This is a genomic window from Pseudomonadota bacterium (genome assembly GCA_039033415.1).
Taxonomy (GTDB): Bacteria; Pseudomonadota; Gammaproteobacteria; order Xanthomonadales; family SZUA-38; genus JANQOZ01.
The window spans coordinates 164,104-186,063 of record JBCCCR010000006.1 but is presented as its reverse complement, the minus strand read 5'-3'; the positions used below and the strand labels follow the sequence as shown (position 1 = coordinate 186,063).

Below are 21,960 nucleotides of genomic sequence, written 5' to 3'. Positions count from 1 at the left end.
CTCGCTACTCCAGACCAAGGATGAGCTTGAAGTGGGCTTTGTCCACTTCCATGACCGACAGCCGGTTGCCCTTGCGAGTCAGGGCGAAGCCGTCGAGGTCATCCCGCGCCTTCAGCTCCTTGAGCGAAATGGTGCGCTTCAGCTTACGTTTGAGCTTCACGTCGACCATAAACCAGCGTGGGTTGTCGGGGTCTGACTTCGGGTCGTAGTGTTTGTCTCCGGGGTCGAACGCGGTGTGATCGGGATACGCCTCCCGCACCACGGTGCAGAGGCCGACAATGCCCGGGATGTCGCAGTTCGAGTGGTAGAAAAAGACCTCGTCGCCTTTTTTCATGTCGTCGCGCATCGTGTTGCGCGCCTGGTAATTGCGCACGCCGTCCCAGTGTTCGGTTTGCTTCGGCATGGCGGCGAGATCGTCAATGCCGAACTCGTCAGGCTCGCTTTTGACCAGCCAATATCTTTTCATTTGCAGTCAATCCATTCCTGTTGGGTGGCAACGTGATGCAGAGGCACATCCCAGGGGTCACTGGGCAGGCGCTCGGCCTCCTGGACGGTAAACGCAACGCCGACCAGCTCCGGACCCGAGCCGGGTCGGGTGGGGAGCATAAACGAAAAGGTCCGGTCGTAGTAACCACCCCCCATACCGAGACGATCGCCGCGGCGCGTAAAAGCCAGCAGCGGCAAAAGGACGAGGTCGAGCCGTTGGGTGGATTGGACCGGAGCCCCAGATTTGGGCTGGTACGTGCCGACGCGAGACTTGATCAGCGCTCCGCGCTCCCGCGGGTCGTAGGCGGCAAACGCCATGTGCTGATCAGTCACGCGAGGGAGCCAGATTTGTTTGCCTAAGGCCTGACAGCGGTCCAGCAGGCCGCTGAGGTTGACCTCGTCACCCAGTGCCAGATAGGCGGCGATATGGGCCGCACGCTGAAAAACCGGCTGGTCGACGATGCGATCACAGATCAGCCGACTGGCGGCGTTGCGATGTTCAGCGGACTGGCTTCGGCGCAGGCTGCGCCAGCGATGGCGTTCTGCAGCTTTCGCTTCAGCAGGAGAAAGAGAGGGCATCCTCCGCCTGTGCCGTTGCGAGATTAGCGACCTTGAACCGTCGGTTCAGGTGGGGAAACGGGCTGCACCCTAGGCTTTCCGCGCAAGGCAGACATGCACACTGGTTACAACGTTGTTTCTCCGTGGTCACAATAACTAGGGTCAAGGCAAATGCAGACTCGCTATCGAACACCGCAGAGGAGCCCATACGCAAAGTATACCACGACGAGGTGAAGGAACCGCCGACTGCGTCTCCCTTCCCCTTGGTTGCGACGGGGCAGTGAAGATCGATCGTACAGCTATGGTCTGACGCCGGAAGCCCGGCGTTAGGTGAGCTCTTCGGACTCCAGTCGGTCGCGCAGCGACTTAAGGCGTTCGGCGACGTTGCCTGACATCGTTTCTTCTCGCTGCTGGACCTGGAGGAACATATTGGTGATGTTGAGGCCGGCCAGCACGGCAATTTTCTCCATCCCGACGATGTTGGCGCCGTCGCGGATAGACCGCATTTGCTGATCCAGGTAGTCGGCCGCATCGAGCAATTGGCGTCGTTCGCCCGGATCACAGGCGATCCGATACTCCCGATCCAGCACGTTGACGGTGACCGCTTCCTTGCTGCTGCTCACGTACTCTGTTCCAGAGATTTCAGGCGCGAGATCATCGCTTCCACCCGGGTTCGGGCCTGTTCGTTTTTGGCCACGAGGTTGGCGCGCTCCGCGACCAAAGACTCCTGACTGGCACGAAGCGAGCGGTTTTCCTCCTTGAGGCGCTGGAGCGCACCCAGGAGGTCTTCCATGCGGCTTTCAACCGCCAGCAGATCGTCGACTGCGTGTTCGATCTTCCCCATAACCCCAAAGCATAAATTGCGCTTAAAGCCAGGTCAATGATTGTTTTCCTAGACTGCGGATTTTGTTCACGTTTTTGCTGATTCGCCGTCGACCCGACCGGGTTGTGGCCACGCATTAGGGTTCGATGGGGCAGCGTCCCTTGGTACCATAGGGAGATGGCCGACGCCCCTCACTACGATACCCTTCGCGAGCAGTTTTCCAGCACTCCCATGGCGCTCAACCCCGCGGAGCTGCATGGCGTTTTATGTGCGCTGCTGAGTTTCGACGCCGAGACCGATCCGGAAGCCTGGCTGCGGGCGGCCCTCGGCGATTCCCTGGAAATGCACGAGCTGGACGGCGAGGTGCGCCAGTCTCTTTACTGGATGTTCGACTGGACCCGCGACAACCTGAGCGATCAAGACTTTGCCTTTTTGCTGCTGGTGCCCGACGACGAGGCGCCGCTGACCGACCGGCTCGCCGCTTTGGTTGCCTGGAGCGCCGGCTTTTCGGCCGGCATTGGTCAGCGGGCCAGCGACCTGGATCTCCTGCCGCCCGAAGTCGGCGAGTTTGTGACCGACCTGGCGGAAGTGATCCGGGCGGATACCGAGGTCGACGACGCGGATCCGGAAGCGGAAGAACAGTATTGGGAGCTGGCCGAATACGTTCGGCTCGGCGCAATGACGGTGTTTGAGTCTCTGAGTCCCGCCGGTCCCCCGGAAGGAGCGCCACTGCATTGATCGCCGCGGCTGAATTTGCTCGCCGCCGGCGCCAGCTCATGCGCACGGTGGGTGAGGGATCGCTCGTGGTTGTCCCGGGAGCCCACACGCTGCTGCGCAACGGCGACGTGGAATTTCCGTTTCGTCAACATAGCGACTTCTATTATCTGACCGGCTTCTCCGAACCGGACGCGCTGCTGGTGCTGGCGCCTGGGCGTAAAGACGGTGAGGCCATCCTGTTTTGCCGACAAAAGGACGCCACAAAAGAAATGTGGGACGGCCCGATGGCAGGTCTTAAGGGGGCCGTCGAAGAGTTTGGTATGGACGACGCGTTTCCCATGGCTGATCTCGACGACATCCTGCCCAACCTCATGGAGGGATACGAGCGGCTCTTCTATCCGCTGGGCCGCGAAACGGCCTTCGATCAGCGCGTGATGGAATGGATCGGCACCAGCCGGCAGCGCAAAGGTGCCAGGCCGCCCGAGGAGTTTGTCTCGCTAGACCATCACCTGCACGACATGCGGCTCTATAAGAGCGCTGCGGAAATGCGCTCCATGCGCCGCTCGGCACGGATCGCCAGCCGGGCGCACCTTGCCGCCATCCGCGCGTGTGCACCCGGTGTCAATGAGTATCAGCTACGCGCTGAGCTGCTCCGGATATTCCACCAGCACAACGCGTGCGAATCGTACGCGCCGATTGTCGGCGGGGGCAGCAACGCCTGCGTGCTGCACTACATCCGCTGCCAGGCGGAGCTACGGGACGGTGATCTGGTGCTGATCGACGCAGGTGCGGAGTATGACCACTATGCGTCGGACATCACCCGCACGTTTCCGGTCAACGGACGCTTCAGCCCGGAGCAGCGGGCGATCTACGAGGTGGTGCTCGAGGCCCAGGAGGCGGCGATTGAGGCGGCGCAGGTAGGCAACAGCTGGCTCGCGCCACACGACGCGGCGGTCCGGGTGATCACGCGTGGCCTGATCAAGCTCAAGCTCATCTCCGGCCGGCTGAACACCGCAATCCGGCGGCGTGCCTATGAGCGGTTTTTTATGCACAAGACCGGGCACTGGCTGGGGATGGACGTCCATGACGTGGGCGACTACGAGGTCCACGGCGAACCGCGTGAACTGGAAGCCGGTATGGCGTTTACGATCGAGCCGGGCGTCTACATCGACGGCAAGCGGGATATCCCGAAGGCTTTCCGAAACATCGGCATTCGGATCGAAGACTCGCTTGTCCTGCGCAAACGCGGTCCGGAGGTGTTGTCGGCGGACGTACCAAAAGCCGTCGACAAGCTTGAGGCACTGATGGCATGAGTGAACGTTACGACGTGGTGATCGCCGGAGCGGGCCTCGTCGGTGCCAGCCTGGCGCTGGCGCTGGCGCGCCTCAACTGGCGCGTGGCGGTGCTTGAGCGGGCGCCTTTTCGCGAGGTAGCGCCGCCGACCTACGACGACCGAACGCTGGCGCTGTCGCTCGCCTCGCGCAACATCCTCAGCGCCATCGGGCTATGGGCCGGTCTCGAGCGTCACCCGGAGGATGGTTCAACCGCCGGCGTCACGCCGATCCGCAGCGTGCAGGTGACGCAGAAAGGGGGGCCGGGCCTGGTCACCATCAGTGCGCTGGAAGAAGGGCTGGACGCCTTGGGCTACGTGGTCCAGGCGCGGCGGCTCGGTGAGCAGGTGCTCAAAACCCTGCCGGGTTGCCCCGGCGTTGACCTGCTGGTGCCGTGCGAGGTGACGGACGTTGAGGCTGACGCTGGCGACGTTCGGGTGTCCTGCTTGCTCGACGGCGTTGACACCACCATCGCCACTCAGCTGCTGGTCGGCGCGGACGGAACCGCGTCTCGTGTACGCGACGCCATCAAAATCCCCAGCGAACGCTACGACTACGACCAAACCGCCATTATCGCCAACGTCACGCCGCAGGAGTTTCACGAGGGTCGGGCGTTTGAACGGATGACCGATACCGGCCCGCTCGCCATGCTGCCGCACGTGGAGCGGCGCTGCGGCGTTGTCTGGTGCTGCCACAGCGCTGACGCCGAAGCGATTCTGGCCATGAGCGACCGCGAGTTTCTCGCCGCGGTGCAGGAGCGCTTCGGCTACCGTCTGGGCCACCTCGAGCGAGTCGGCGTGCGGGCTAGCTATCCGCTGGCCAGACTGACGGTGCCCTCGCCGGTGGCGCGACGCTCGGTGATTGTCGGCAATGCCGCTCACACCATTCACCCGGTGGCCGCCCAGGGCTTCAACCTCGGGCTCCGGGATGTCGCTGCGCTCACCGAGCTCCTGACCGAGGCTGCGGCGTCGGGTGACGACCCGGGGAACGAGACGCTGCTCCAGACCTACGCCGACTGGCGGGAGCCCGACGTCAGCCGAACGGTGGCCTTCACCGACGGCATGGTTCGGGCTTTCTCGCAATCCTTTGGCCCCGTGGCCTTTGCGCGCAGCGCTGGTCTGCTGGCGCTGCAGCTTGCGCCGGGGCTGCGCGGTGCTCTTGCGCACCGCGGCATGGGGTTTGGCGGGCAGCGCCCGCCGATGATGGCGCTGGCGGAGTCAACGCGATGAGCGAACGGTTTGACGTGGTGGTCGTCGGCGGTGGAATTGTTGGCAACGCTACAGCGCTGGCGCTGGCGCGCGACCGCTGGCAGGTGGCGCTGGTGGAGGCGGGGCCACCGCCCGCCGTGCCGTTGCCGGACGACCGGCCGACCCTGCGGGTCTCGACCCTCAACCCGGCCGCGATTGAGCTGCTGCGGCGGCTGGAGGTTTGGGACCGTTTGCCCGCGGACCGCCTCGGCTGGTTCGATCGCATGCACGTCTGGGAGTCCGATATCGATCTGGGGCTCTCCTTCAGTGCCGCCGACGCCCGCATGGCCCAGCTCGGCTGCGTGCTGGAAAACGAGCTGGTGGCGGCCGCCCTGTGGCAGGCTGGCGAGTCGCAGGTTCGGCAGTGGTCTGGGACGCAGGTGGATACGCTGGAGTTGGGTGAAGGCGGCGCAACGGTTGCGCTCGCTGACGGCACGGCGCTTCAGGCTGATCTGATTTTCGCGGCGGACGGGGCGCGCTCGAAGGTGCGCGAGCTGGCGGGCATCGGCATCAATCGACACGCTTACGGTCAGCTCGGGGTGGTGGCCACGGTGGCGGTGGAAGATCACCAGGACACCGCTTGGCAGCGGTTTTTGCCGACCGGTCCGCTGGCCTTTCTGCCGCTCGCCAACCGCCGCAGCTCAATCGTCTGGAGCCTGCCCGAAGCCGAGGCCAAAGAACTGCTGGCCTGCGACGATGAGGCCTTTTCGCAGCGGCTGGAGGAGGCCGCTCAAGGGTGCGTCGGCGAGGTAACCGTCATCGGTGAGCGCGGCGCGTTTCCGCTGAACCGCATGCACGCCACCGACTACGTCAAACGGCGGGTTGTGCTCGTGGGTGACGCCGCTCACGTGGTCCATCCGCTCGCCGGGCAGGGCGCCAACCTCGGCCTGGCGGACGCCGCGGCGCTGGCGGAGGTTGTGGCCACGGGACGTGACCTCAAGCGTCGCGCTGCTGATCCAAAAACCCTGCGCAGCTACGCGCGCTGGCGGCGCAGCGACAACGCCATCATGATCGAGGCACTGCATCAGATTGCGGGGATGTACGGACGCGATACGCCCGGCTGGCGAGGGCTGCGGCTGCTGGGCGCAAGGGCGATCAATCAGGCCGGCTGGCTGCGCGGCATGCTGATTCAGCACGCTTCCGGCTTTGGCGGCAAGGTGCCAAAGCTGGTGCAACAGCGGTCTAGTGTCCAGTCACGTTAGTTTGTTGGCTAAGCGCGGTGCTGGATCCGTTCAGGCGGGGGATTTTCCCGGAAACTCTTTGATGTAGAGATCCTGCTTGTTGTACGGAATCTCGATATCGGCCTCGTCGAACGCGCTGTACACCGCCATCAGCAGTTCGTGCGTGATCTTGCCGCGCAGCTCGGGCTCGGTAATCCAGGCCAGCAGCTCAAAATCCAGCGCTGAATCTCCAAAGGCGCGCATCCGCACCCGCGCCCGCGGCTCGCGGCACACCTCCTGGTGTCCGTCAGCGACCGTCATCAGCGTTTTGCTCACGTGCTCCAGGTCGCTGCCGTAAGCCACACCCACCTTGATTCGGATCCGCCGCTTGGTCCAGCGGCCAGCGCTTTCGTTGACGATCTTGGCGTTGGCAATCACGGCGTTGGGGATGGTGATCTCCACGTCGTCACGGGTCAGCAGGCGCGTGCTCCGCATGCCCACGTGAGTCACCATGCCGCGTTCGCCGCTGTCGAGATTGACGTAGTCGCCGAGCTTGTAGGGTGAGTCGACAAGAATAAAGACACCCGAAAAAAGGTTCGCGAGCGTGTCTTTGGCGGCAAAACCGACCGCGATACCCACCACGCCCGCCGAGGCCAGCCAGGCGGTGGCGTCGACGTCCCAGATCTGTAGCACCATGTAGCTGCCGATCAGCAGGATCAGCAGCTTGGAGGTAATGTCGAACAGCGGGATGGTGCGCGGCTGAATCAGCGGCACTCGGTCTTTGATGTTGGCCAGCGTCGAGATCACCGCCGAGCTGATCTTGAGTCCGGCGAGCATCCACACCAGGACCGTCAAGCTGAACAGGACGCGGATCAGCACGCCGGTCAGCCCGCTGCTCAGGTTCATGCTGATGACCGCCAGCGCCAGCGCCGCGTAGAGCACCGTCAGAAACACGGGTCGGGAGACGTGCCGCAGCACCTCGTCGTCCAGCGTGCTGTTGGTGCGGCCAGTCAGGCGCCCGATGGAGTTGCGTACGAGCCATCGAACCACGTAGGCCGCCACCATACCCAGCACGATGATCAGCGCAGCGCGAAGCAGCGGAAAGTCCTGCAGCATGGTCCAGGCCGGCTGCAGCTGTTCCGGGAGCCACGAGTCGGCGCTGGTCATCTGCTCGGCAAGTTGCCCCAGGGCCGTCGGTTCGGCCGGGGCGACGTCACCGGCCAGCCCGCTTTCCGTGGCGCTGGCGGGAACACTGTCGTCGACGGCGCCCTGGGTGACGGATGGACTGGTGGTCTCGGTATCCGGCGGGGCCGCGTCAGCTGCGGCTGTGTCGCCGGCGGGCGCTTCGGGCGGCGGCGCCTCGTCGGCCGTTGGCTGCTGATCTTTCTCGTTGCTCATTTCCGGCATAAGTGCCAACCCAGTCACAAAAGGCCCGTAGTCGGGCGATTTTCTTACAAGAGAAATCTGTCAGCCGGCAGGACCGGCCCGCGACAGCGTCCGTAAAATCTTATCGCAATTCCACTGAGGTACACGGTTGTTTACGTCGTTACTGACAGAGCTAAGGGATTAGGGAGACAAAACATGCGCCGATCGGTCATCGAAAGAAGAATCCGTCATCTGCAGCGCGAGATGGTGAGAACCGCCGCCGACCCTCGACAGCTGGGTTCGAATCGCGGGCAGGCATTGATCCGCGCCATGGCACAGGAGAGGCAACAGTTAAAGAGGGCCATGAATCATGAGAACACCTAAAGGGCCGGTGACCACCGAGCTGCCCGACTGGGAAGAACTGCATAGCGAGTATCTGGATCAGCAGGATCGACTCGGGCGGCTGATCGAGCAAACCGTTGCGCGCGGCGAAAACGCTGACTGGCTCCGTGATGAACTCGTCGATCTGCAAAAGCGGATCTGTGCGGTCAACCAAATGCGTGAGATCACCGCGGAGCACCGCGCCGCTTGACGCTAGAAACGCTCTCGTCGTCCTGCAGGAGTGATCGAAACGCGCGCTAGGACTTGGGTTCAGCCGTGTGTTGAGCTCTGGGCTGAGCGCGCGGATTGCGCCGCTGGATGGATTCTTCGACGCCACCGGCAACCTTTGGTTCGCGATACAATGGCGGCATGGGACAGGAACAGGATCTCGCGCTGCTGCTCAGGGCAGCGACTCCCCTTATCGTCATCGAAACCGAGGAAGAGCGGCGGGCGATCGAGCTTTTCAAGTCGGCCCTCGAACAGGCGTTGCGACCGCTGTATCAGTGGTCAGCGACCACCGGCCTGCGGCGCGTTGACCTCGATCTATCCGACTTTGGCGTCAACCATGCTGAACCCGAGCTGGTGCTGGAAAAGATTGCGCTCAACGCCGAGCCCTCGATTTACCTCCTGCTCGATTTTCACCCGTACCTGAACGACCCGCTCAACGTGCGCAAGCTGCGCGAACTGGCGCTGCGCCATCAAGGCGTTGAGCATACGATTGTGCTGATCAGCCCCAGCCTGAAGCTGCCCGACGAGCTGGAGGGTCATAGCGCGCTGATGGAACTCCATCTGCCCACAACGGCAGCGCTTGAGAAGATGGTGCGCGAGGAAGCCTTCGACTGGTCCCGGCGGCATGACGGCCAGCGGGTGCGCATCAGCCGCGAGGCGATGGGTGACCTCATGCTGAATCTTCGCGGCCTGACGCTGGCTGATGCCCGTCATCTCACCCGCAACGCTATCTTCAATGATGGCGCCATCACCGCATCAGACATCAAGAGCGTGATGGAACAGAAGTTTCAGCTGCTCAACCGGGGTGGGGTGCTGAGCTACGAGTATGACCTCGTCAGCTTTGACGACATCGCGGGCCTGAGCGTCCTCAAGCGCTGGATTCGCGATCGGCAGAAAATCTTCCTGAGCGACGAGAATCCGTACGGTCTGGAGCCACCCAAAGGGGTGCTGCTTCTGGGCGTGCAGGGCTGCGGTAAGAGCATGGCCGCTAAGGCCGTTGCAAGCGGTTTTGGTGTCCCGCTGCTGCGGCTGGATTTTGGCGCGATCTACAACAAATATCACGGCGAGACCGAAAAGAATCTGCGTCAATCGCTACGGTCTGCGGAGGTCATGGAACCCTGCGTGCTGTGGATCGACGAGATCGAAAAAGGGCTTTCGGTGTCGGACAGCGATTCGGGCACCTCGCGCCGCGTGCTGGGCACGCTGCTGACGTGGATGGCGGAACGCGACAGCCGGGTCTTCCTGGTGGCCACCGCCAACGACATCGAGGCGCTGCCGCCGGAGCTCGTGCGTAAGGGCCGCTTCGATGAGATCTTTTTTGTTGACCTGCCCAGTCCGGCGGTTCGGGCCCGGATCTTCGAGATCCACCTGGCGCGACGGCAGCAGCCGGTGGAATCGTTTGATATGGCTGAGCTAGCCCGGCGCAGCGAGGGCTTCTCGGGATCAGAGATTGAGCAGGTTGTGGTGTCCGGACTCTATACCGCGATGGCATCGGGCAAAAAGCTTTGCAGCGAGGACCTGGAATCAGCGATTGCGCAGACCCGTCCGCTCTCCGTAGTGATGGCTGAAAAGATCGAGTACCTGCGTCGCTGGGCGGCCAGCCGCACGGTCTCTGCGGACGCGCCGGAGCCCGCCGCGGCAGAGAGCACTGGCGCCGAATAACGGCGCCGTCATCGGTTGGGCCGGGCTCAGCTTCCCTCCGCGGCGAGCAGCTTCTCCGGCAGGCGCAAAAACACCTCAGAAAACTCCAGGAGAAACGACTCGAGCGCTGAGCTGTTGCGCCAGAACATGGCCAGCTTGCGGCTCGGGGCCGGCGTATCAAACGGCCGCAGGTGGATCGATTCGGTGATGGCTACCGGGGGTTTCACGGCCAGGACCGGCAGCAGCGTGAGGCCGACGCCGGCGGCGACCATCTGACGGAGGGTCTCAAGGCTGGTGGCGCGGAATCCGGGTTTTTCATTCGCCGCGGCCAGCTTGCAGACCTCCAGGGCCTGGTCACGCAGGCAGTGGCCATCTTCCAGCAGGAGCACCGTGTGGTCTCGCAGCGAGTCGATGGTCAGCGCGCCGGTTTTGTCCAGCGGGTGGCCCTCCGGCAACGCCAGCACAAAAGGCTCCTCAAACAGCTCCTGACATCGAAGCTGATCGCCGTCGACCGGCTGAGCCAGGATGGCGGCGTCGAGGCGTCCGTCGCGAAGCTGAGACAGAAGCACCTCACTTTTCTCCTCGACCAGCAGCAGCTCCAGTCCGGGATAGCGCCGGTGAATCTGCGGAATGACGTGAGGCAACAGATAGGGCCCGAGCGTGGGAAAAATCCCGAGTCGAAGCACGCCAGACTTGGGATCAGCCGCGCGGCGCGCCACCTCGCGGATCTGCTGAACATCCCTGAGCACGAGCCTCGCCCGCTCGACAACCTCTTTGCCGACCTCGGTCAGCATCACCTGCCGAGGCGCGCGTTCGATCAGCTGCGCCCCCAGCTCCTCTTCGAGTTTCTTGATCTGGGTCGAGAGGGTAGGCTGACTGACAAAACAGGCTTCTGCGGCGTGGCCAAAGTGGCGCAGGTCCGCCAGCGCCACCAGGTAAGACAGGTCTCGAATGTTCATGAGTTTTGATAGAATCTACTGATTGAAAACAGATTATCAATTAACAATTCATATGGCAAAGGCTGCGGCTGATCCGATCACGCGCACCTTTTGGGGCACCCTTGTCGTTTGTGCGGCGCTGCTGTCGGGGACTTGCGCGGCGGTTGACCTACCCCGGCAGGCGCCCAGGTTTACGGCGCTGGCCCCCGGCGGTAAAGCGCTGCTGTGGGTGGCCTCAGGTGATGGCGGCGACGCGGTGGTCTGGCAGGCGCTGGCGACGCCCAGCGACCCGCCGGACTTGCTCTGGCAGGCGGACGGATGGATCGAAGGGCTCCACTGGCTGCCGCAGGATCAGCTGCTGGTGATGGTGCGCCGGGCCAACCGCGTTCGGTGGTATCGCCTGTCGTTCCCGGCCGGTGGGCAGCAGCTCCTGCTCTCTGAATCGGTCGAGCGCCGCCTCGGTCCGCGGCTGCTTCGCGTCATGCCGGACGGTGCGCTGCTGCTGGCCAACGACCGCGATCGACCTTGGCGGTCCGACCTGCTTCGTCTCACCGCCGGCGGGCGGCGGACGCTGGTGGAACGTAACCCCGGCCAGCTGTTTCGCTGGCATCCCGCGCCGTCCGGGGAGACGCTGCTGGCCCGTCGGTGGCGCATGGATGAGGGGCAGCCGGCCTATGAGTGGGTCTGGCGCCGCGAGCCGGCGGCGCCCTGGCGGTCGTTGCGTCGTCGGACGCTGGCGGAGCCGGCCTGGCGCCTGCTCGGCTTCACCGAGGATGCCAAAGAAGCCTGGTTCAGCGAGGGGGAAGGCGGGGTCTACCGGGTGCTGGATTTTCCATCCGGGTCGCTGAACCCGCGCCCCGCCGTGCACGCGAACCCAAACACCCGCGGAGATCACGACGCGGGTGCGTTGCTGCCGGGCCTGCCTCAGCCGCAGGCGCTGGTGGTGGGCAGTCGGCTGGAGGCCATTCGCGGCCCTGACAAGCAAACCCGCCGGGCGCTGGCGGCGCTCGGCGAGCGGATTGCCGAGCGTCAGGTGTTCTGGCTTGGAGAAACCCGCGAAGGTTCGCTGTGGCAGCTGGGCCCCGATCCGGGAGGCGTTCAGCTTTATACGGTCAGCGATCGGGGCGTTCGAAGCTGGCCCGGTATGTCGCTGCCCGCAGGTCACCCGGTGAGCGTCGAGACTTTTATCAGCCGTGACAATCAGCCGGTGGAGGTGCTGGTGACCCGGCCTGCCAGCCGAGCCCGATCGATGGTGCTGTTGATCCATGGTGGGCCGTGGAGCCATGACCAGCGTCGTTGGCACGACGAGGCGCAGTGGCTTGCTGATCTTGGCTACCTGGTGCTTCAGGTCAATTATCGTGGCAGTACCAACCAGGGGGCCGCGTGGCAGTGGGCGGGGCGCCGCGAGTGGGCGGGCGCAATGCTGGATGATCTGGAGGACGCCGTGCGCTGGGCCCGTCGCAGCGGCCTGCCCGGCAGCCATCGGGGGTGCGCTATGGGCGGCAGCTTCGGCGGCTATGCGGCCCTGATGCTGGCGGCTCGCCCAGACCCGGTCACTCGCTGCACCGTGGCCCGGGCACCCGTGTCCGATCTGCCGCGGCACATCGAGGACCTCACGGCGATGGGCAACGAGCGGGGCTACCGGGAATGGCTGGAGATGGTGGGCGACCCGGCTGATCCCGCGCTGGCCGCCGCCTCGCCGGTCAATCTGGCGGCAAACATCCAGGGACCGATTCTGCTGGGGCACGGCGACCGTGATACGGTCGTGGCGTTTGATCAATCGCGCCGACTGCGGGCGCGCCTGCGAAGGGGTGATGCTGAGGCCGAGTTCACCTGGGTCCGGCTGCGTCGTCAGGCCCATGACCTCCGGGGCGCGGCGGCACGGCGGGCCTGGTACGAGGCGGTGGCGGGCTTTCTGGACCGCAGCTTGGCAGATGATTGATAATGCCGCGCTGATTCCCTAGCCAAATGGACCTTTGCGAGCAACGTGTCTAGCCAGTCTTTGCCCCGGTCGCTGACCGGTATTACCACCACCGGCACACCGCATCTCGGCAACTATGTGGGGGCGATTCGCCCGTCCATCGAAGATAGCCTGAGCGATGCAACCGACTCCTTTTACTTCCTCGCGGATTATCACGGCCTGATCAAGTGTGACGAGCCGGAACGGGTCCACCAGTCCACGCTGGAGATTGCGGCCACCTGGCTGGCGCTGGGGCTCGATGTCGACCGCGCCACGTTCTACCGGCAATCGGACGTTCCGGAGATCCCGGAATTGACCTGGATCCTGGGCTGCGTGTGTGCCAAGGGGTTGATGAACCGCGCCCACGCCTACAAGGCCGCAGTTCAGGACAACGAAAGTGCCGGCGATGATCCCGATCACGAAATCACGATGGGGCTGTTTAGCTACCCGGTGCTGATGGCGGCCGATATTCTGATGTTCAACGCCACGCACGTGCCGGTCGGCAAAGACCAGAGCCAGCACATCGAGATGGCGCGGGACATGGCGCAGCGGTTCAACCATCGCTACGGTGAAATCTTTACGCTCCCCGAGGCGGTCATCGACGAGAGCGCTGCGGTGCTACCGGGTCTTGATGGGCGCAAGATGAGCAAGAGTTATGACAACACGATCGGTCTGTGGCTGAACGAAAAACAGCTTCGCAAGGCGATCATGCGCATAGTCACCAACTCCAAAGAGCCCGGTGAGCCGAAGGGCACCGACGAGTCCGCTCTCTATCCGATCTATGCACCGTTTGTCTCGGCGGATGAGCGACAGACCTTTGCGGAAGACCTAGCCGCCGGCCTGGCCTGGGGCGAGGCTAAACAGCGCGTATTCGAGCGGATCAATGAGGTCCTTGCGCCTGCCCGGGATCGCTATGCCCAGCTGATCGAACATCCCGCGGAAGTTGAGGCTGCGCTGGCCGCTGGCGCCGTCAAGGCCCGAGATGAGGCCGCCCCGCTGATGCACGCGGTGCGCCGAGCGGTGGGAATCCGGTCGCTGATATGAAAGCGGTCCTGCTGGTGGCCCTCGGCAGCGCCATCGGCGGTGCCTCCCGCTACGGCGTTGGCTTGTGGCTGACGCCGCTCGCCGGTCAGCGTTGGCCCTACGCAACCCTCGCGGTCAACGTCCTTGGCGCGCTTCTCATCGGTTTGGTGGCGGGTAACGCCGTGTCCGAAGGGCGCTGGGTGATCAACGAAAATTTTCGACTATTCTTAATGGCGGGTGTGCTGGGAGGCTTCACCACCTTTTCTGCCTACAGTCTGCAGACGCTGGAGCTGCTGCAGGCCGGCTACCCGGAGCGAGCGTTGCTGTACGCCCTGGGCTCAGTACTTCTATGTCTGGCGGGGGTAGCCGCCGGCTACTGGATCGCAACTTAAGGGACTTAAGCGTATGTGGGATTTCAAGCTCGGCGAAATCATTGGGTTGATCATGAAGACGCTGCCGTTTGTGATATTTCGGCTGGCGATCTACATGGGCATCACGCTGCTCTACATCATCGTCACCGGCGGCGGTGCGGGGATTGGATTTGTCGCCGGCAAGGTGGGCGGTGATCCTGCGGCGGGCGCCGGCTACGGCGGTCTGATCGGCTTTGGGCTCGTCAGTACGGTGCTCTACTTCGCCCGTGAATATCTGCTGTACATGGTGAAGGCCGGGCACATTGCGGTGCTTGAGCGGTTTCTGGCCGGTCAGCCGGTGCCGGACGGCAAAGGGCAGGTGGAATATGCTCAGGCGCGAGTCAAAGAAAACTTCGGTGAGTCGTCCGCGCTGTTTGCGGTCGATCAGCTGATCAAGGGGATTCTCAAGACCTTCAATCGCATCACCTTCAGCATCGCGAACTTTCTCCCGATTCCCGGCCTGGGCGGCGCGATGAAGCTGGTGAACGCGGTGCTCAACATGTCCATGACCTATCTCGACGAGGTGATCCTCGCGTATCACCTGCGCACCGGTTCAGACAATATCTGGCAGTCGTCCCAGCGCGCGCTCGTGCTCTACGCCCAGAACTACAAGTCGATCCTCAAGAACGCGGCGTTTCTGGCATTTTTTATCTGGCTGCTGACCTTCGGCGTATTTCTCGTGGTGCTGGCGCCGGTGGCGGGCCTTATTGCGCTGTTTCCGGCGCTGGCGGGTTTCTGGACCTTCGCCTTTGCCGCGCTGCTGGCCTACGGGATCAAGGCGGCGGTCATCGATCCCATTGCGATGACGGCCCTGATGCAGGTGTACTTCAAGTCGATCGAAGGTCAGGAGCCAAACCCCGAGTGGGAGCAGAAGCTGGCGGGCATGTCCTCCAAGTTCCGCGAACTCAAAGACAAAGCGACCAGCTGGGGCGGCGGGCCGTCGCCGGACCCGTCGCCGCCGCCGGCGGCCTGAGCAACGTAGGACTTGGGCTTGCTGCGCGCGGCGGTCCTCAGCGGCTGGCTGGCGTGGGGCGCTCCCGCCCCGGATTTTGACGAGTGCCTGTCCAGCGGCGCGGAGGACGCGCGACCGCTGGTCGGCGCGTGCGAGCGGTGGCTGGATGACACCGCGAGACCTCAGTCCGACCGAACCAAGCTCTACATCCATCTGGCCATGCTCCACGCCCAGTGGGATGAGCTGGTCAAGGCAAACCAGTACCTCGAAACAGCCCTCCTGCGCGACCCTGGCCTCCTGGAGGACAACCTCTATCGCTACAACTGGCTGAGGCAAAAGGGGATCATAGAACTTCGGCAGGAGGACTATCGGGCGGCGCTGCCGTATTTTGAGGCCGCGCTCCAAATCGTTCGCAGGCTCGGTCGAGATCTGCTCGCCGCCACCGTCCACAACGATCTGGGCACGATCCATCGGGAGATGGGCAACTACCGTGCATCGCTGGCGGCGTTTGAGCGGTCTCTTGAGCTGCTCAAGGCAGGTCCGGCGGATTATCGGAGCGGGCTGACCCTGGCCAACATCGCTGGCGTGTATCGTGATATGGGTAGCGTCGATGAGGCTCGTCTCTACCTTGACCGAGCGCTGGCGATACACCGGCGCGCCCAACAGGCGGACCCCGACTCCGCGGACTACATCGAAAGCTTTATCGCCCACGTCTACGAGGATCTTGGGGCGACCGAAATGGCGGCGGGCGAGCTCGCCACCGCGGCCGCTCACCTCGATGACGCTGCGAGGCGCTATCGGCAGCTCACGCGGAACGCCGAGCTTGCGCGGGTGCTGGTACTCAAGGGGCGTCTGGCCAATGCACAGGGGGATCCAGAGGGCGCGCTGGCGATCCTCGATGAGGCCACCGAACTGGTTCGCCGACTGGAGCAACGGCAGCTGCTCGAGCTCGAGCCCGAGCTTGCTCGGGTTTATCTCCAGCTCGGACGTGCCCAGGAGGCCAGAGCCATCGCGACAGGCGCGCTGGCGCGCGCACGCGAAACCCGACAAGCCCGTATCGCGCTTTCGCTGCAGCGGCTGCTGGTGGATATCCATACTTCCCTGAACGAGCCGGAGCTGGCGCTGGCCGCCATGAAGGATTACGTCGACGGCTATGAAAAGCTGCTGGAGGCAAAGTTTGCCCAGGATTTCTCGGCGCTCAGGACCCGCATCGAAATCGACGAGCAGCGGAAAGCCAACGAGCTGCTGGAGAAGGACAACGAGATCGCGGCGCTGACCGTCAGCCGCCAGCGAATCGCCCTGCTGTCAGCAGGCATGCTTGTGCTGCTGGCGGGTACCATCGTGACCTGGGTCTGGCGGAACAAGCGGCGCGCCGAGGCACACCTTCACGGCGAGCTGGCCGCCCATCGTTCCGAGCTGATGGACCTGTCGCGTCAGAGCGGTCGGCTGCTCGACCTGCTCGACAGCACTCCGTATCCGCTGCTGTGTATCGATGAGGGCGGGCGCATCGTGCACGCAAACGCCGCCTGTCGAGACTGGTTTCCGAAACCTTTTGCCGATGGTGACAACCTTCGCGCCGTCGATCCCGAGCTCCTGGCGCAGGTCACGCGGATTGATCCAGACACGAAGGACACCCATGAGCTGACCACAGCCGCGTCGCCTGACGGCGCTCGAGCCACGGTCTCGGTGCGGTCCCTGGATCAAAGCGACGGCTACCGGCTGATCCTGATCCAGTCATCCGAAGACGCGGCAACGGCGACGGCAGCGCTCGCGCAGATCGCGGACCAGTCGCAGCGGGCGGCGGAGGAAAATCGTGCCGCCTACCGGCAGGCCCTGGTCGATCTGATGCTCGCCTGCGTCAACGCGTGGGAGGCCGTGACCGGCGATGACCGGATCGCGTTGGCGGAGCAAAGCAGTATCTGGCAGGTGGCGATTGACGATGGCCGCGTCAGGACCCGCACAATGGAGAAGTATCTCTCTCTGCAGCGCTTGCCGCAGCGGCCGCGCTGGAGGCAGGTTGTGCGAACCTGTCGCTACATCCTGCTCAATTGCCAGCTTTCAGCGGCACAACGTCGGTCTCTCGAGGAGCTGCTTGAAGGGTTTCTGCGCCTCGAGCGAAGCCGTGCTCTGGAGTCGTAGCGAGCGATCGAGTAACCCAGCGGCTGGACCACCTGGGCCAGGGGGTGGAGATCACAGGCCCAGCTGGGCGCGCGCCATCCCCTCGAGCTGCTCGTAGCGGCTGCGCTCTTTCACCGCCAGAAGTTTCGGCAGGGCAAAATAGTTTTGCGTGATCAAACGCTCGAGCCGCGCCTGATCGCCCGCATCCCGGGACAACTGAAGGCGTGTCACTTCGTATTCGATCCGGTCTATCCGATCGTCCAGATAGTTGCGAATTCTTTCCACGGTAGCGCGGTAGTGTTTCTCGTTGCCCGGGTCGATCGAGTTGGAAAGCAGATCGTTCAGCGCGGCGACGGTGTCCGCCAGCTGCGCCGGGTCAAAGGGAGGCGGAGCGTCCCCCGCGGCGAGGCGTTTGAAGTTCTCGTGTGCCGTCACCAGCGCGTCGAGGTGTAGATCGAGCTGCTGGCGCTCGTCGACGGCAGAGCTGTCCCAGGGCCAGCGAGCCATACCCTGTGGCGTCCAGCTTAGCGTCAGCAACAATAAGAGAATGCTTGTGATGCGCGGCTTCATGGGCGTCCGTCCTTCTTGAGGTTGAGCGGAGAGAGTTTTTGGGTGGCCGCGAGGACATCGGGGGCCCGGTCCAGGATTTGCCGGTTTAACCAACCTTGTCGGTAGGCCAAAGCAGCACCTGCAGCGACCGCCGCCAGCAGCACCAGCCAAAAGAACGACGAGCCGGAGCTGTCCTCTGCGGGAAGATCCACCGCGACCTGCTGCGCTCGCGCCAGCTCGCGGGCGACCTCTGCCTGCGCCGCGGCCTGGGCAGCGCTGACCTCCTCGGCGATCCGCGCCTGATTCGCCGCGTTAGCCTGGGCGATGTCTTGTGTTAGGGCCGTGCGCTTCGCCAGGCGCTGCTCGGCCTCGCGACGACGCCTTTCGCTGATCGAAACCACTTCGGTGGACCCGAGCTCGCGGGCAGCGACGCTCGGCCAGTCGACCGAGGCCAGGTCGAGCTCAGGCGGGCGCTTGCCGGTTGCGGTGCGGTAGGCCTCCTGGGCCGAGCGATACATTTGATGGTAGGGCGTTGGGCCCTTATAGAGCAGGAGAGGCAGGGCAAAGTAATGCCACTCAACCATTTCTGTCAGCCGCGCCAGCCGAAAGTCGTAGTCGGTGGGATCAGCAGCCCGGCCCGAACTCAGGACGGCCGTGGTGACGGCGAGCCTGTCTGACAGCACGGGGTAGTGTGACACCAGGCCCGCAATCACCATCTCGTCGAACTCTGCCTTCAGCCGTTCCTCGTGCTCTGAGACGTGCTGATCATGAAAGGCGGCGTAGACCTGAGCCACCGCGGTGGCCAGCTCGGCGACTTCGCCGGTGGGAGGCAGGTTGGGCCTCGACGGAAAGTTGCGAAGGTAGGCGTACCAAGCGTCGACTCGGGCCAGATTGTCGACCAGCTGATCCTCGTAAGCGGAGGTTTGAGCCAGGGCAGGCGAGGCCGCTGCCAGCGCGAAAAATAGGGCGAAGAAGAAACACCGCATCATCGGTCCTCCAGTTGACGTCAGTATGTGTTGGGTGCGGGGCGGCGATCCGTCCGCCCATTTCGAAGAAGCATCGAGTGGTGCTCTGCCGACGGCAACAAAAAAGTCAGGAAATATCGGGAAGGTGGGGGTAAAACCGGGAAAATCGGCGTTTAGGTTATTGTTCTAGAAAAAGTTTTGCACCGCGGGCCGGCAACCGGCTGACGGAATCTACTGGCCAAAGCGGCGCCCACCGGAGGCCAGGTAGGCGGCCTCTTGCGGTGTCGACGGCCGCCCCAGGGCGACGTTGCGGTGGGGGAAACGCCCAAAACGCTCGATGATCTCGCCGTGAGACCGCGCATATTCGATGTTGGAGTCGAGAATTTTCCGGAGTTCGGGCGGGCATTGTTCCCGCAACTCACGCATCAGCTGCAGGGCCTGGCGCTGGCTCTCCATCGACTCGTGGTGTTCCAGCGGCATCAGGAAAAACACCGCCTCCAGCGGGTGGTAGTGGGCGAGGTCACCGCGTTCGAGGCCGCGGGCCACACAAGCTCGGGCCATTGCATCGCCGGCAAACGCTTGCGCGGTACCGCGATAAACGTTGCGGGTGAGCTGGTCGCTGAGAAGGATCAGCGCCAGGTTCCCCTGAGCGGTTGCGGTCCATTCCTCAAGGCCGCCGGCGAGCGCTTGCTCCACCGCAACACGCCAGCGCTCAATGATGGCCGCATCATTTTTCTTCCCGCCCCACCAAAGCGATTTTCTTTCCTGATATGGTTCAGGTCCAAACCAATAACTCAGTACCTGCGACGGGTGAATCTCAGTTGACATCGGTCACCACTTCGAACCCTAAACAATCTCTGGACGTCATGCTCTCGGATCTGATTTTCTCGGAATTTGAGCGGTACGGGCAACAGTTCAGGGCCATAACCCAGAGCAGCGGCCGGCGGTTTGAAACCCGCGACTGGGCCGGCGCGCAGGAAGACGCGCGCCGGCGAATCGAACTCTACGACCGCTTCGTTCTCGATACCATCGCCCGCATCGATCAAGTCCTGGGTGCGCAGGTTAGTGATGAAGCCCTTTGGGGTAAAGCCCGCAGCCATTACGAAGATCGGCTGGGTGACGCTATCGATCGGGAACTGAACAAAACCTTCTTTAACTCGGTGAGTCGTCGTCGGTTCAGCACCGTTGGCGTTAACGCCGCGCTGGAGTTTGCCGAAACTCAGCTTGGTCCCACGGATCATGTCAGCTCCCGGCCCAGCATTCTCCGCTACCCCTGGACCGGCGATCTTCGCGCAATCTGCCAGCAGCTGCTGCAGGATTATTCCCTGGGGCTGCCCTGGGAAGACCGTCAGCGCTGCGTGCGGCGGCTTGGGGACGCTATCACCAGCCAGCTGGCCCAACACGGTGGGGTATCGAGTATTCGCGATCTGGAGGTCATCCGGCCGCTCTTTTATCGCAATACCCGGGCGTTCATCGTCGGGCGAATCTGTCTGGCTGAAAAAAACTTGCCGCTGCTCGTCGCGCTGGAAAACCCGGCGCCGGGGATACGGGTGGACTGGGTCACCACCGCGGTCGACGAGGCGAGCTCGGTTTTCAGCTATTCGCGTTCGTACTTCCACGCTGATCTGATCAGCATCGCGGACGCGGTCAAGTTTCTGAAAGGGATCCTTCCCCACAAACCCGTGGAGGAGCTCTACAGCATCCTGGGGCGTGCCAAGCAGGCGAAGACCGAGCGATACCGAGGCATCTATCGCCATCTGCAGCGGGGCGAAGACCGCTTCGTGCCGGCCCCTGGCATCAAAGGGATGGTGATGGCGGTCTTTACGCTCGATAGCTACCCGGTTGTGTTCAAGGTGATTCGGGATCGCTTTGCCCCGCCTAAGAAAGTCACGCACCAGGACGTCAAAGATCGCTATCTGATGGTCTATACGCACAACCGCGCAGGGCGTTTGGTCGACGCGCAGGAGTTTAAGCAGCTGCGCTTTCCGCTGGATCGCTTCAGCGAGGAGGTGCTCACCGAGCTGCGCGAGGAGTGTGCCGACAGCGTGAGCGTTGTTGCTGGTCAGCTGGTGATCCAGCACCTCTACATCGAGCGTCGGCTAGAGCCGCTTAATCTTTACCTAAATCGCGTCGACGCAGAACAGCAGCGGCGCATTGTGCTGGACTACGGTCAGGCAATCCGCGATTTGGCCATGACCGATATCTTCCCCGGGGATCTGCTGCTGAAAAACTTCGGGGTGTCGCGGAGCGGTCGGGTGATTTTTTATGATTACGACGAGCTTTGCTCGCTCGACGAATGCCGGTTTCGCAACGTCCCACGGGCCCGCTATGAATTCGAGGAGTTTGGGAGCGACGTCTGGTATGAGGTTGCGCCGGAGGACGTCTTTCCGGCCCAGTTCCCGAGCTTTCTCGGTCTAACCCCTTCGCAGCTGGCGATCTTCCGCGAATCCCATGAAGACCTTCTCACCGCCGCCTTCTGGAACGGCTTGAAGGAACGGCTCGGCGCCGGAGAGGTCTTTGATGTGGCCCCCTATTCCGGCAGCTGGTATGGACAGAGCTGGCGCTGAGGCACGCTGACGGGGCCCGCCTTAGGATTCAGCCGCCTCTGATTCCAGCTGTCGTGCCCGCCGCCACAACTGATCGAGACATCGTTCCAAAACCTCCCGATCCGACGTGCTCAGGGCCTCGAGCAGCGCGTTGCTGTAGGCACTAGCGGTCGGCGCGATGTCATCGAGGATCGCCTGGCCTGCGGCGCTCAAGCGCAGCATCGATCGGCGTCGGTCTACCTCGTCAAACTCTCGCTCGATCAAGCCTCGACTGATCAGCGTTGCCACCGAGCGGCTCACCGCGACCTTGTCGAGTTCACCTCGCTGAGCGACTTCGCCGGCTGAAACGCCCGGATAACAGCCGATTAGACAAATGAGGCGCCACTCGCTGACCTTCAGCTGATAGCGCGAGGCGTAGGTTTCGGAAATGCCCGCGCTGACGCGATTGGACAGGCGGGATAACAGAAACGGGAAAAAGGACTCGAGCTGGAAGGCGTCAGGCATGCGGCGGGTGCAGCAAAATGGTGATGGTCGCACGTTTTGCGGCGGGCTGCAGCAGGCA

At 63.3% G+C, this 21,960-nt stretch carries 22 protein-coding genes and 1 other RNA gene; 12 read left to right on the top strand and 11 right to left on the bottom strand.

All coding sequences use genetic code 11. The annotated features are described in order from the left end of the window. Positions 1–4: 4 nt before the first annotated feature. The 5 genes from AAF358_06720 to AAF358_06700 form a co-directional block, all read right to left on the bottom strand. A complete protein-coding gene (locus AAF358_06720) occupies positions 5–466 on the bottom strand; it encodes an EVE domain-containing protein (protein ID MEM7705226.1) in 462 nt (153 codons plus the stop codon). Next, positions 463–1,065 carry a 5-formyltetrahydrofolate cyclo-ligase gene (locus tag AAF358_06715; GenBank protein ID MEM7705225.1) on the bottom strand — a complete coding sequence of 201 codons (603 nt, stop codon included), beginning with the start codon at positions 1,063–1,065 and terminating at the stop codon, positions 463–465. The genes AAF358_06720 and AAF358_06715 overlap by 4 nt, the downstream gene beginning before the upstream one ends. Continuing rightward, a non-coding RNA gene (ssrS, locus tag AAF358_06710) (6S RNA) lies at positions 1,062–1,248 on the bottom strand. Before ssrS ends, AAF358_06715 begins: the two co-directional genes overlap by 4 nt. A gap of 122 nt (positions 1,249–1,370) precedes the next feature. After that, entirely contained in the window at positions 1,371–1,667 is a 297-nt protein-coding gene (locus AAF358_06705) for a cell division protein ZapA (protein MEM7705224.1), read from the bottom strand. Next, positions 1,664–1,888 (bottom strand): TIGR02449 family protein, encoded by a 225-nt coding sequence (locus AAF358_06700; GenBank protein MEM7705223.1) that lies wholly within the window; start codon positions 1,886–1,888, stop codon positions 1,664–1,666. Before AAF358_06700 ends, AAF358_06705 begins: the two co-directional genes overlap by 4 nt. A gap of 156 nt (positions 1,889–2,044) precedes the next feature. Between AAF358_06700 and AAF358_06695 the strand changes: the two genes are divergently transcribed. The 4 genes from AAF358_06695 to AAF358_06680 are packed head-to-tail and all read left to right on the top strand — an operon-like array spanning position 2,045 to position 6,364. After that, positions 2,045–2,605, top strand: a complete 561-nt coding sequence (locus AAF358_06695; protein MEM7705222.1) for a UPF0149 family protein — start codon at positions 2,045–2,047, stop codon at positions 2,603–2,605. Beyond that, positions 2,602–3,897: an aminopeptidase P N-terminal domain-containing protein gene (locus AAF358_06690; GenBank protein MEM7705221.1), complete on the top strand. Its 1,296-nt coding sequence runs from the start codon at positions 2,602–2,604 to the stop codon at positions 3,895–3,897. Before AAF358_06695 ends, AAF358_06690 begins: the two co-directional genes overlap by 4 nt. After that, entirely contained in the window at positions 3,894–5,144 is a 1,251-nt protein-coding gene (gene ubiH / locus AAF358_06685; GenBank protein ID MEM7705220.1) for a 2-octaprenyl-6-methoxyphenyl hydroxylase, read from the top strand. Before AAF358_06690 ends, ubiH begins: the two co-directional genes overlap by 4 nt. Then, the gene (locus tag AAF358_06680) at positions 5,141–6,364 is read left to right on the top strand and encodes an FAD-dependent oxidoreductase (GenBank protein ID MEM7705219.1); all 1,224 of its coding nucleotides are present in this window, start codon (positions 5,141–5,143) and stop codon (positions 6,362–6,364) included. The genes ubiH and AAF358_06680 overlap by 4 nt, the downstream gene beginning before the upstream one ends. Before the next feature lie 30 nt (positions 6,365–6,394). On the opposite strand, the gene AAF358_06675 is transcribed toward AAF358_06680, so the two are convergent. Next, positions 6,395–7,720, bottom strand: coding sequence for a mechanosensitive ion channel family protein (locus AAF358_06675; GenBank protein MEM7705218.1), 1,326 nt, complete (start codon positions 7,718–7,720; stop codon positions 6,395–6,397). Positions 7,721–8,057: 337 nt separating this feature from the next. On the opposite strand from AAF358_06675, the gene AAF358_06670 reads away from it, so the two are divergent. Beyond that, complete coding sequence (locus tag AAF358_06670; GenBank protein MEM7705217.1) at positions 8,058–8,279, top strand: hypothetical protein; 222 nt, start codon at positions 8,058–8,060, stop codon at positions 8,277–8,279. 158 nt (positions 8,280–8,437) lie between these two features. Continuing rightward, a complete protein-coding gene (locus tag AAF358_06665; GenBank protein ID MEM7705216.1) occupies positions 8,438–9,958 on the top strand; it encodes an AAA family ATPase in 1,521 nt (506 codons plus the stop codon). A gap of 26 nt (positions 9,959–9,984) precedes the next feature. On the opposite strand, the gene AAF358_06660 is transcribed toward AAF358_06665, so the two are convergent. Next, entirely contained in the window at positions 9,985–10,896 is a 912-nt protein-coding gene (locus AAF358_06660; protein MEM7705215.1) for a LysR substrate-binding domain-containing protein, read from the bottom strand. 52 nt (positions 10,897–10,948) lie between these two features. On the opposite strand from AAF358_06660, the gene AAF358_06655 reads away from it, so the two are divergent. Genes AAF358_06655 through AAF358_06635 form a run of 5 tightly spaced genes read left to right on the top strand, consistent with a single transcriptional unit; the run spans position 10,949 to position 17,359 of the window. After that, complete coding sequence (locus tag AAF358_06655) at positions 10,949–12,817, top strand: alpha/beta fold hydrolase (GenBank protein ID MEM7705214.1); 1,869 nt, start codon at positions 10,949–10,951, stop codon at positions 12,815–12,817. A gap of 45 nt (positions 12,818–12,862) precedes the next feature. Then, complete coding sequence (gene trpS / locus AAF358_06650; protein ID MEM7705213.1) at positions 12,863–13,879, top strand: tryptophan--tRNA ligase; 1,017 nt, start codon at positions 12,863–12,865, stop codon at positions 13,877–13,879. Beyond that, the gene (gene crcB, locus AAF358_06645) at positions 13,876–14,250 is read left to right on the top strand and encodes a fluoride efflux transporter CrcB (protein ID MEM7705212.1); all 375 of its coding nucleotides are present in this window, start codon (positions 13,876–13,878) and stop codon (positions 14,248–14,250) included. The genes trpS and crcB overlap by 4 nt, the downstream gene beginning before the upstream one ends. Before the next feature lie 13 nt (positions 14,251–14,263). After that, positions 14,264–15,241 (top strand): hypothetical protein, encoded by a 978-nt coding sequence (locus tag AAF358_06640; protein MEM7705211.1) that lies wholly within the window; start codon positions 14,264–14,266, stop codon positions 15,239–15,241. An 18-nt stretch (positions 15,242–15,259) separates the two neighbouring features. Then, positions 15,260–17,359 (top strand): tetratricopeptide repeat protein, encoded by a 2,100-nt coding sequence (locus tag AAF358_06635; protein ID MEM7705210.1) that lies wholly within the window; start codon positions 15,260–15,262, stop codon positions 17,357–17,359. Between the two features lie 51 nt (positions 17,360–17,410). On the opposite strand, the gene AAF358_06630 is transcribed toward AAF358_06635, so the two are convergent. From AAF358_06630 to AAF358_06620, 3 genes are all read right to left on the bottom strand, one after another. After that, the gene (locus AAF358_06630; GenBank protein MEM7705209.1) at positions 17,411–17,908 is read right to left on the bottom strand and encodes a hypothetical protein; all 498 of its coding nucleotides are present in this window, start codon (positions 17,906–17,908) and stop codon (positions 17,411–17,413) included. After that, positions 17,905–18,876 (bottom strand): hypothetical protein, encoded by a 972-nt coding sequence (locus AAF358_06625; protein MEM7705208.1) that lies wholly within the window; start codon positions 18,874–18,876, stop codon positions 17,905–17,907. The genes AAF358_06630 and AAF358_06625 overlap by 4 nt, the downstream gene beginning before the upstream one ends. A gap of 207 nt (positions 18,877–19,083) precedes the next feature. Further along, complete coding sequence (locus AAF358_06620; GenBank protein ID MEM7705207.1) at positions 19,084–19,680, bottom strand: DUF924 family protein; 597 nt, start codon at positions 19,678–19,680, stop codon at positions 19,084–19,086. On the opposite strand from AAF358_06620, the gene aceK reads away from it, so the two are divergent. Further along, positions 19,674–21,419: a bifunctional isocitrate dehydrogenase kinase/phosphatase gene (gene aceK, locus AAF358_06615; protein MEM7705206.1), complete on the top strand. Its 1,746-nt coding sequence runs from the start codon at positions 19,674–19,676 to the stop codon at positions 21,417–21,419. The two genes, AAF358_06620 and aceK, sit on opposite strands and share 7 nt — an antisense overlap. Positions 21,420–21,440: 21 nt before the next feature. Here aceK and AAF358_06610 read toward each other — a convergent pair whose 3' ends face one another. Next, positions 21,441–21,902: a MarR family winged helix-turn-helix transcriptional regulator gene (locus AAF358_06610; GenBank protein MEM7705205.1), complete on the bottom strand. Its 462-nt coding sequence runs from the start codon at positions 21,900–21,902 to the stop codon at positions 21,441–21,443. Positions 21,903–21,960: the final 58 nt, after the last annotated feature.

Coding starts and splice junctions, on each gene's coding strand:
- AAF358_06610 (MEM7705205.1), bottom strand. CDS start 21,902: ATGCCTGACGCCTTCCAGCTCGAGTCCTTTTTCCCGTTTCTGTTATCC.
- AAF358_06720 (MEM7705226.1), bottom strand. CDS start 466: ATGAAAAGATATTGGCTGGTCAAAAGCGAGCCTGACGAGTTCGGCATT.
- AAF358_06675 (MEM7705218.1), bottom strand. CDS start 7,720: ATGAGCAACGAGAAAGATCAGCAGCCAACGGCCGACGAGGCGCCGCCG.
- AAF358_06655 (MEM7705214.1), top strand. CDS start 10,949: ATGGCAAAGGCTGCGGCTGATCCGATCACGCGCACCTTTTGGGGCACC.
- AAF358_06695 (MEM7705222.1), top strand. CDS start 2,045: ATGGCCGACGCCCCTCACTACGATACCCTTCGCGAGCAGTTTTCCAGC.
- AAF358_06620 (MEM7705207.1), bottom strand. CDS start 19,680: ATGTCAACTGAGATTCACCCGTCGCAGGTACTGAGTTATTGGTTTGGA.
- AAF358_06680 (MEM7705219.1), top strand. CDS start 5,141: ATGAGCGAACGGTTTGACGTGGTGGTCGTCGGCGGTGGAATTGTTGGC.
- AAF358_06625 (MEM7705208.1), bottom strand. CDS start 18,876: ATGATGCGGTGTTTCTTCTTCGCCCTATTTTTCGCGCTGGCAGCGGCC.
- AAF358_06670 (MEM7705217.1), top strand. CDS start 8,058: ATGAGAACACCTAAAGGGCCGGTGACCACCGAGCTGCCCGACTGGGAA.
- AAF358_06640 (MEM7705211.1), top strand. CDS start 14,264: ATGTGGGATTTCAAGCTCGGCGAAATCATTGGGTTGATCATGAAGACG.
- AAF358_06665 (MEM7705216.1), top strand. CDS start 8,438: ATGGGACAGGAACAGGATCTCGCGCTGCTGCTCAGGGCAGCGACTCCC.
- AAF358_06715 (MEM7705225.1), bottom strand. CDS start 1,065: ATGCCCTCTCTTTCTCCTGCTGAAGCGAAAGCTGCAGAACGCCATCGC.
- AAF358_06660 (MEM7705215.1), bottom strand. CDS start 10,896: ATGAACATTCGAGACCTGTCTTACCTGGTGGCGCTGGCGGACCTGCGC.
- AAF358_06630 (MEM7705209.1), bottom strand. CDS start 17,908: ATGAAGCCGCGCATCACAAGCATTCTCTTATTGTTGCTGACGCTAAGC.
- AAF358_06700 (MEM7705223.1), bottom strand. CDS start 1,888: ATGGGGAAGATCGAACACGCAGTCGACGATCTGCTGGCGGTTGAAAGC.
- ubiH (MEM7705220.1), top strand. CDS start 3,894: ATGAGTGAACGTTACGACGTGGTGATCGCCGGAGCGGGCCTCGTCGGT.
- crcB (MEM7705212.1), top strand. CDS start 13,876: ATGAAAGCGGTCCTGCTGGTGGCCCTCGGCAGCGCCATCGGCGGTGCC.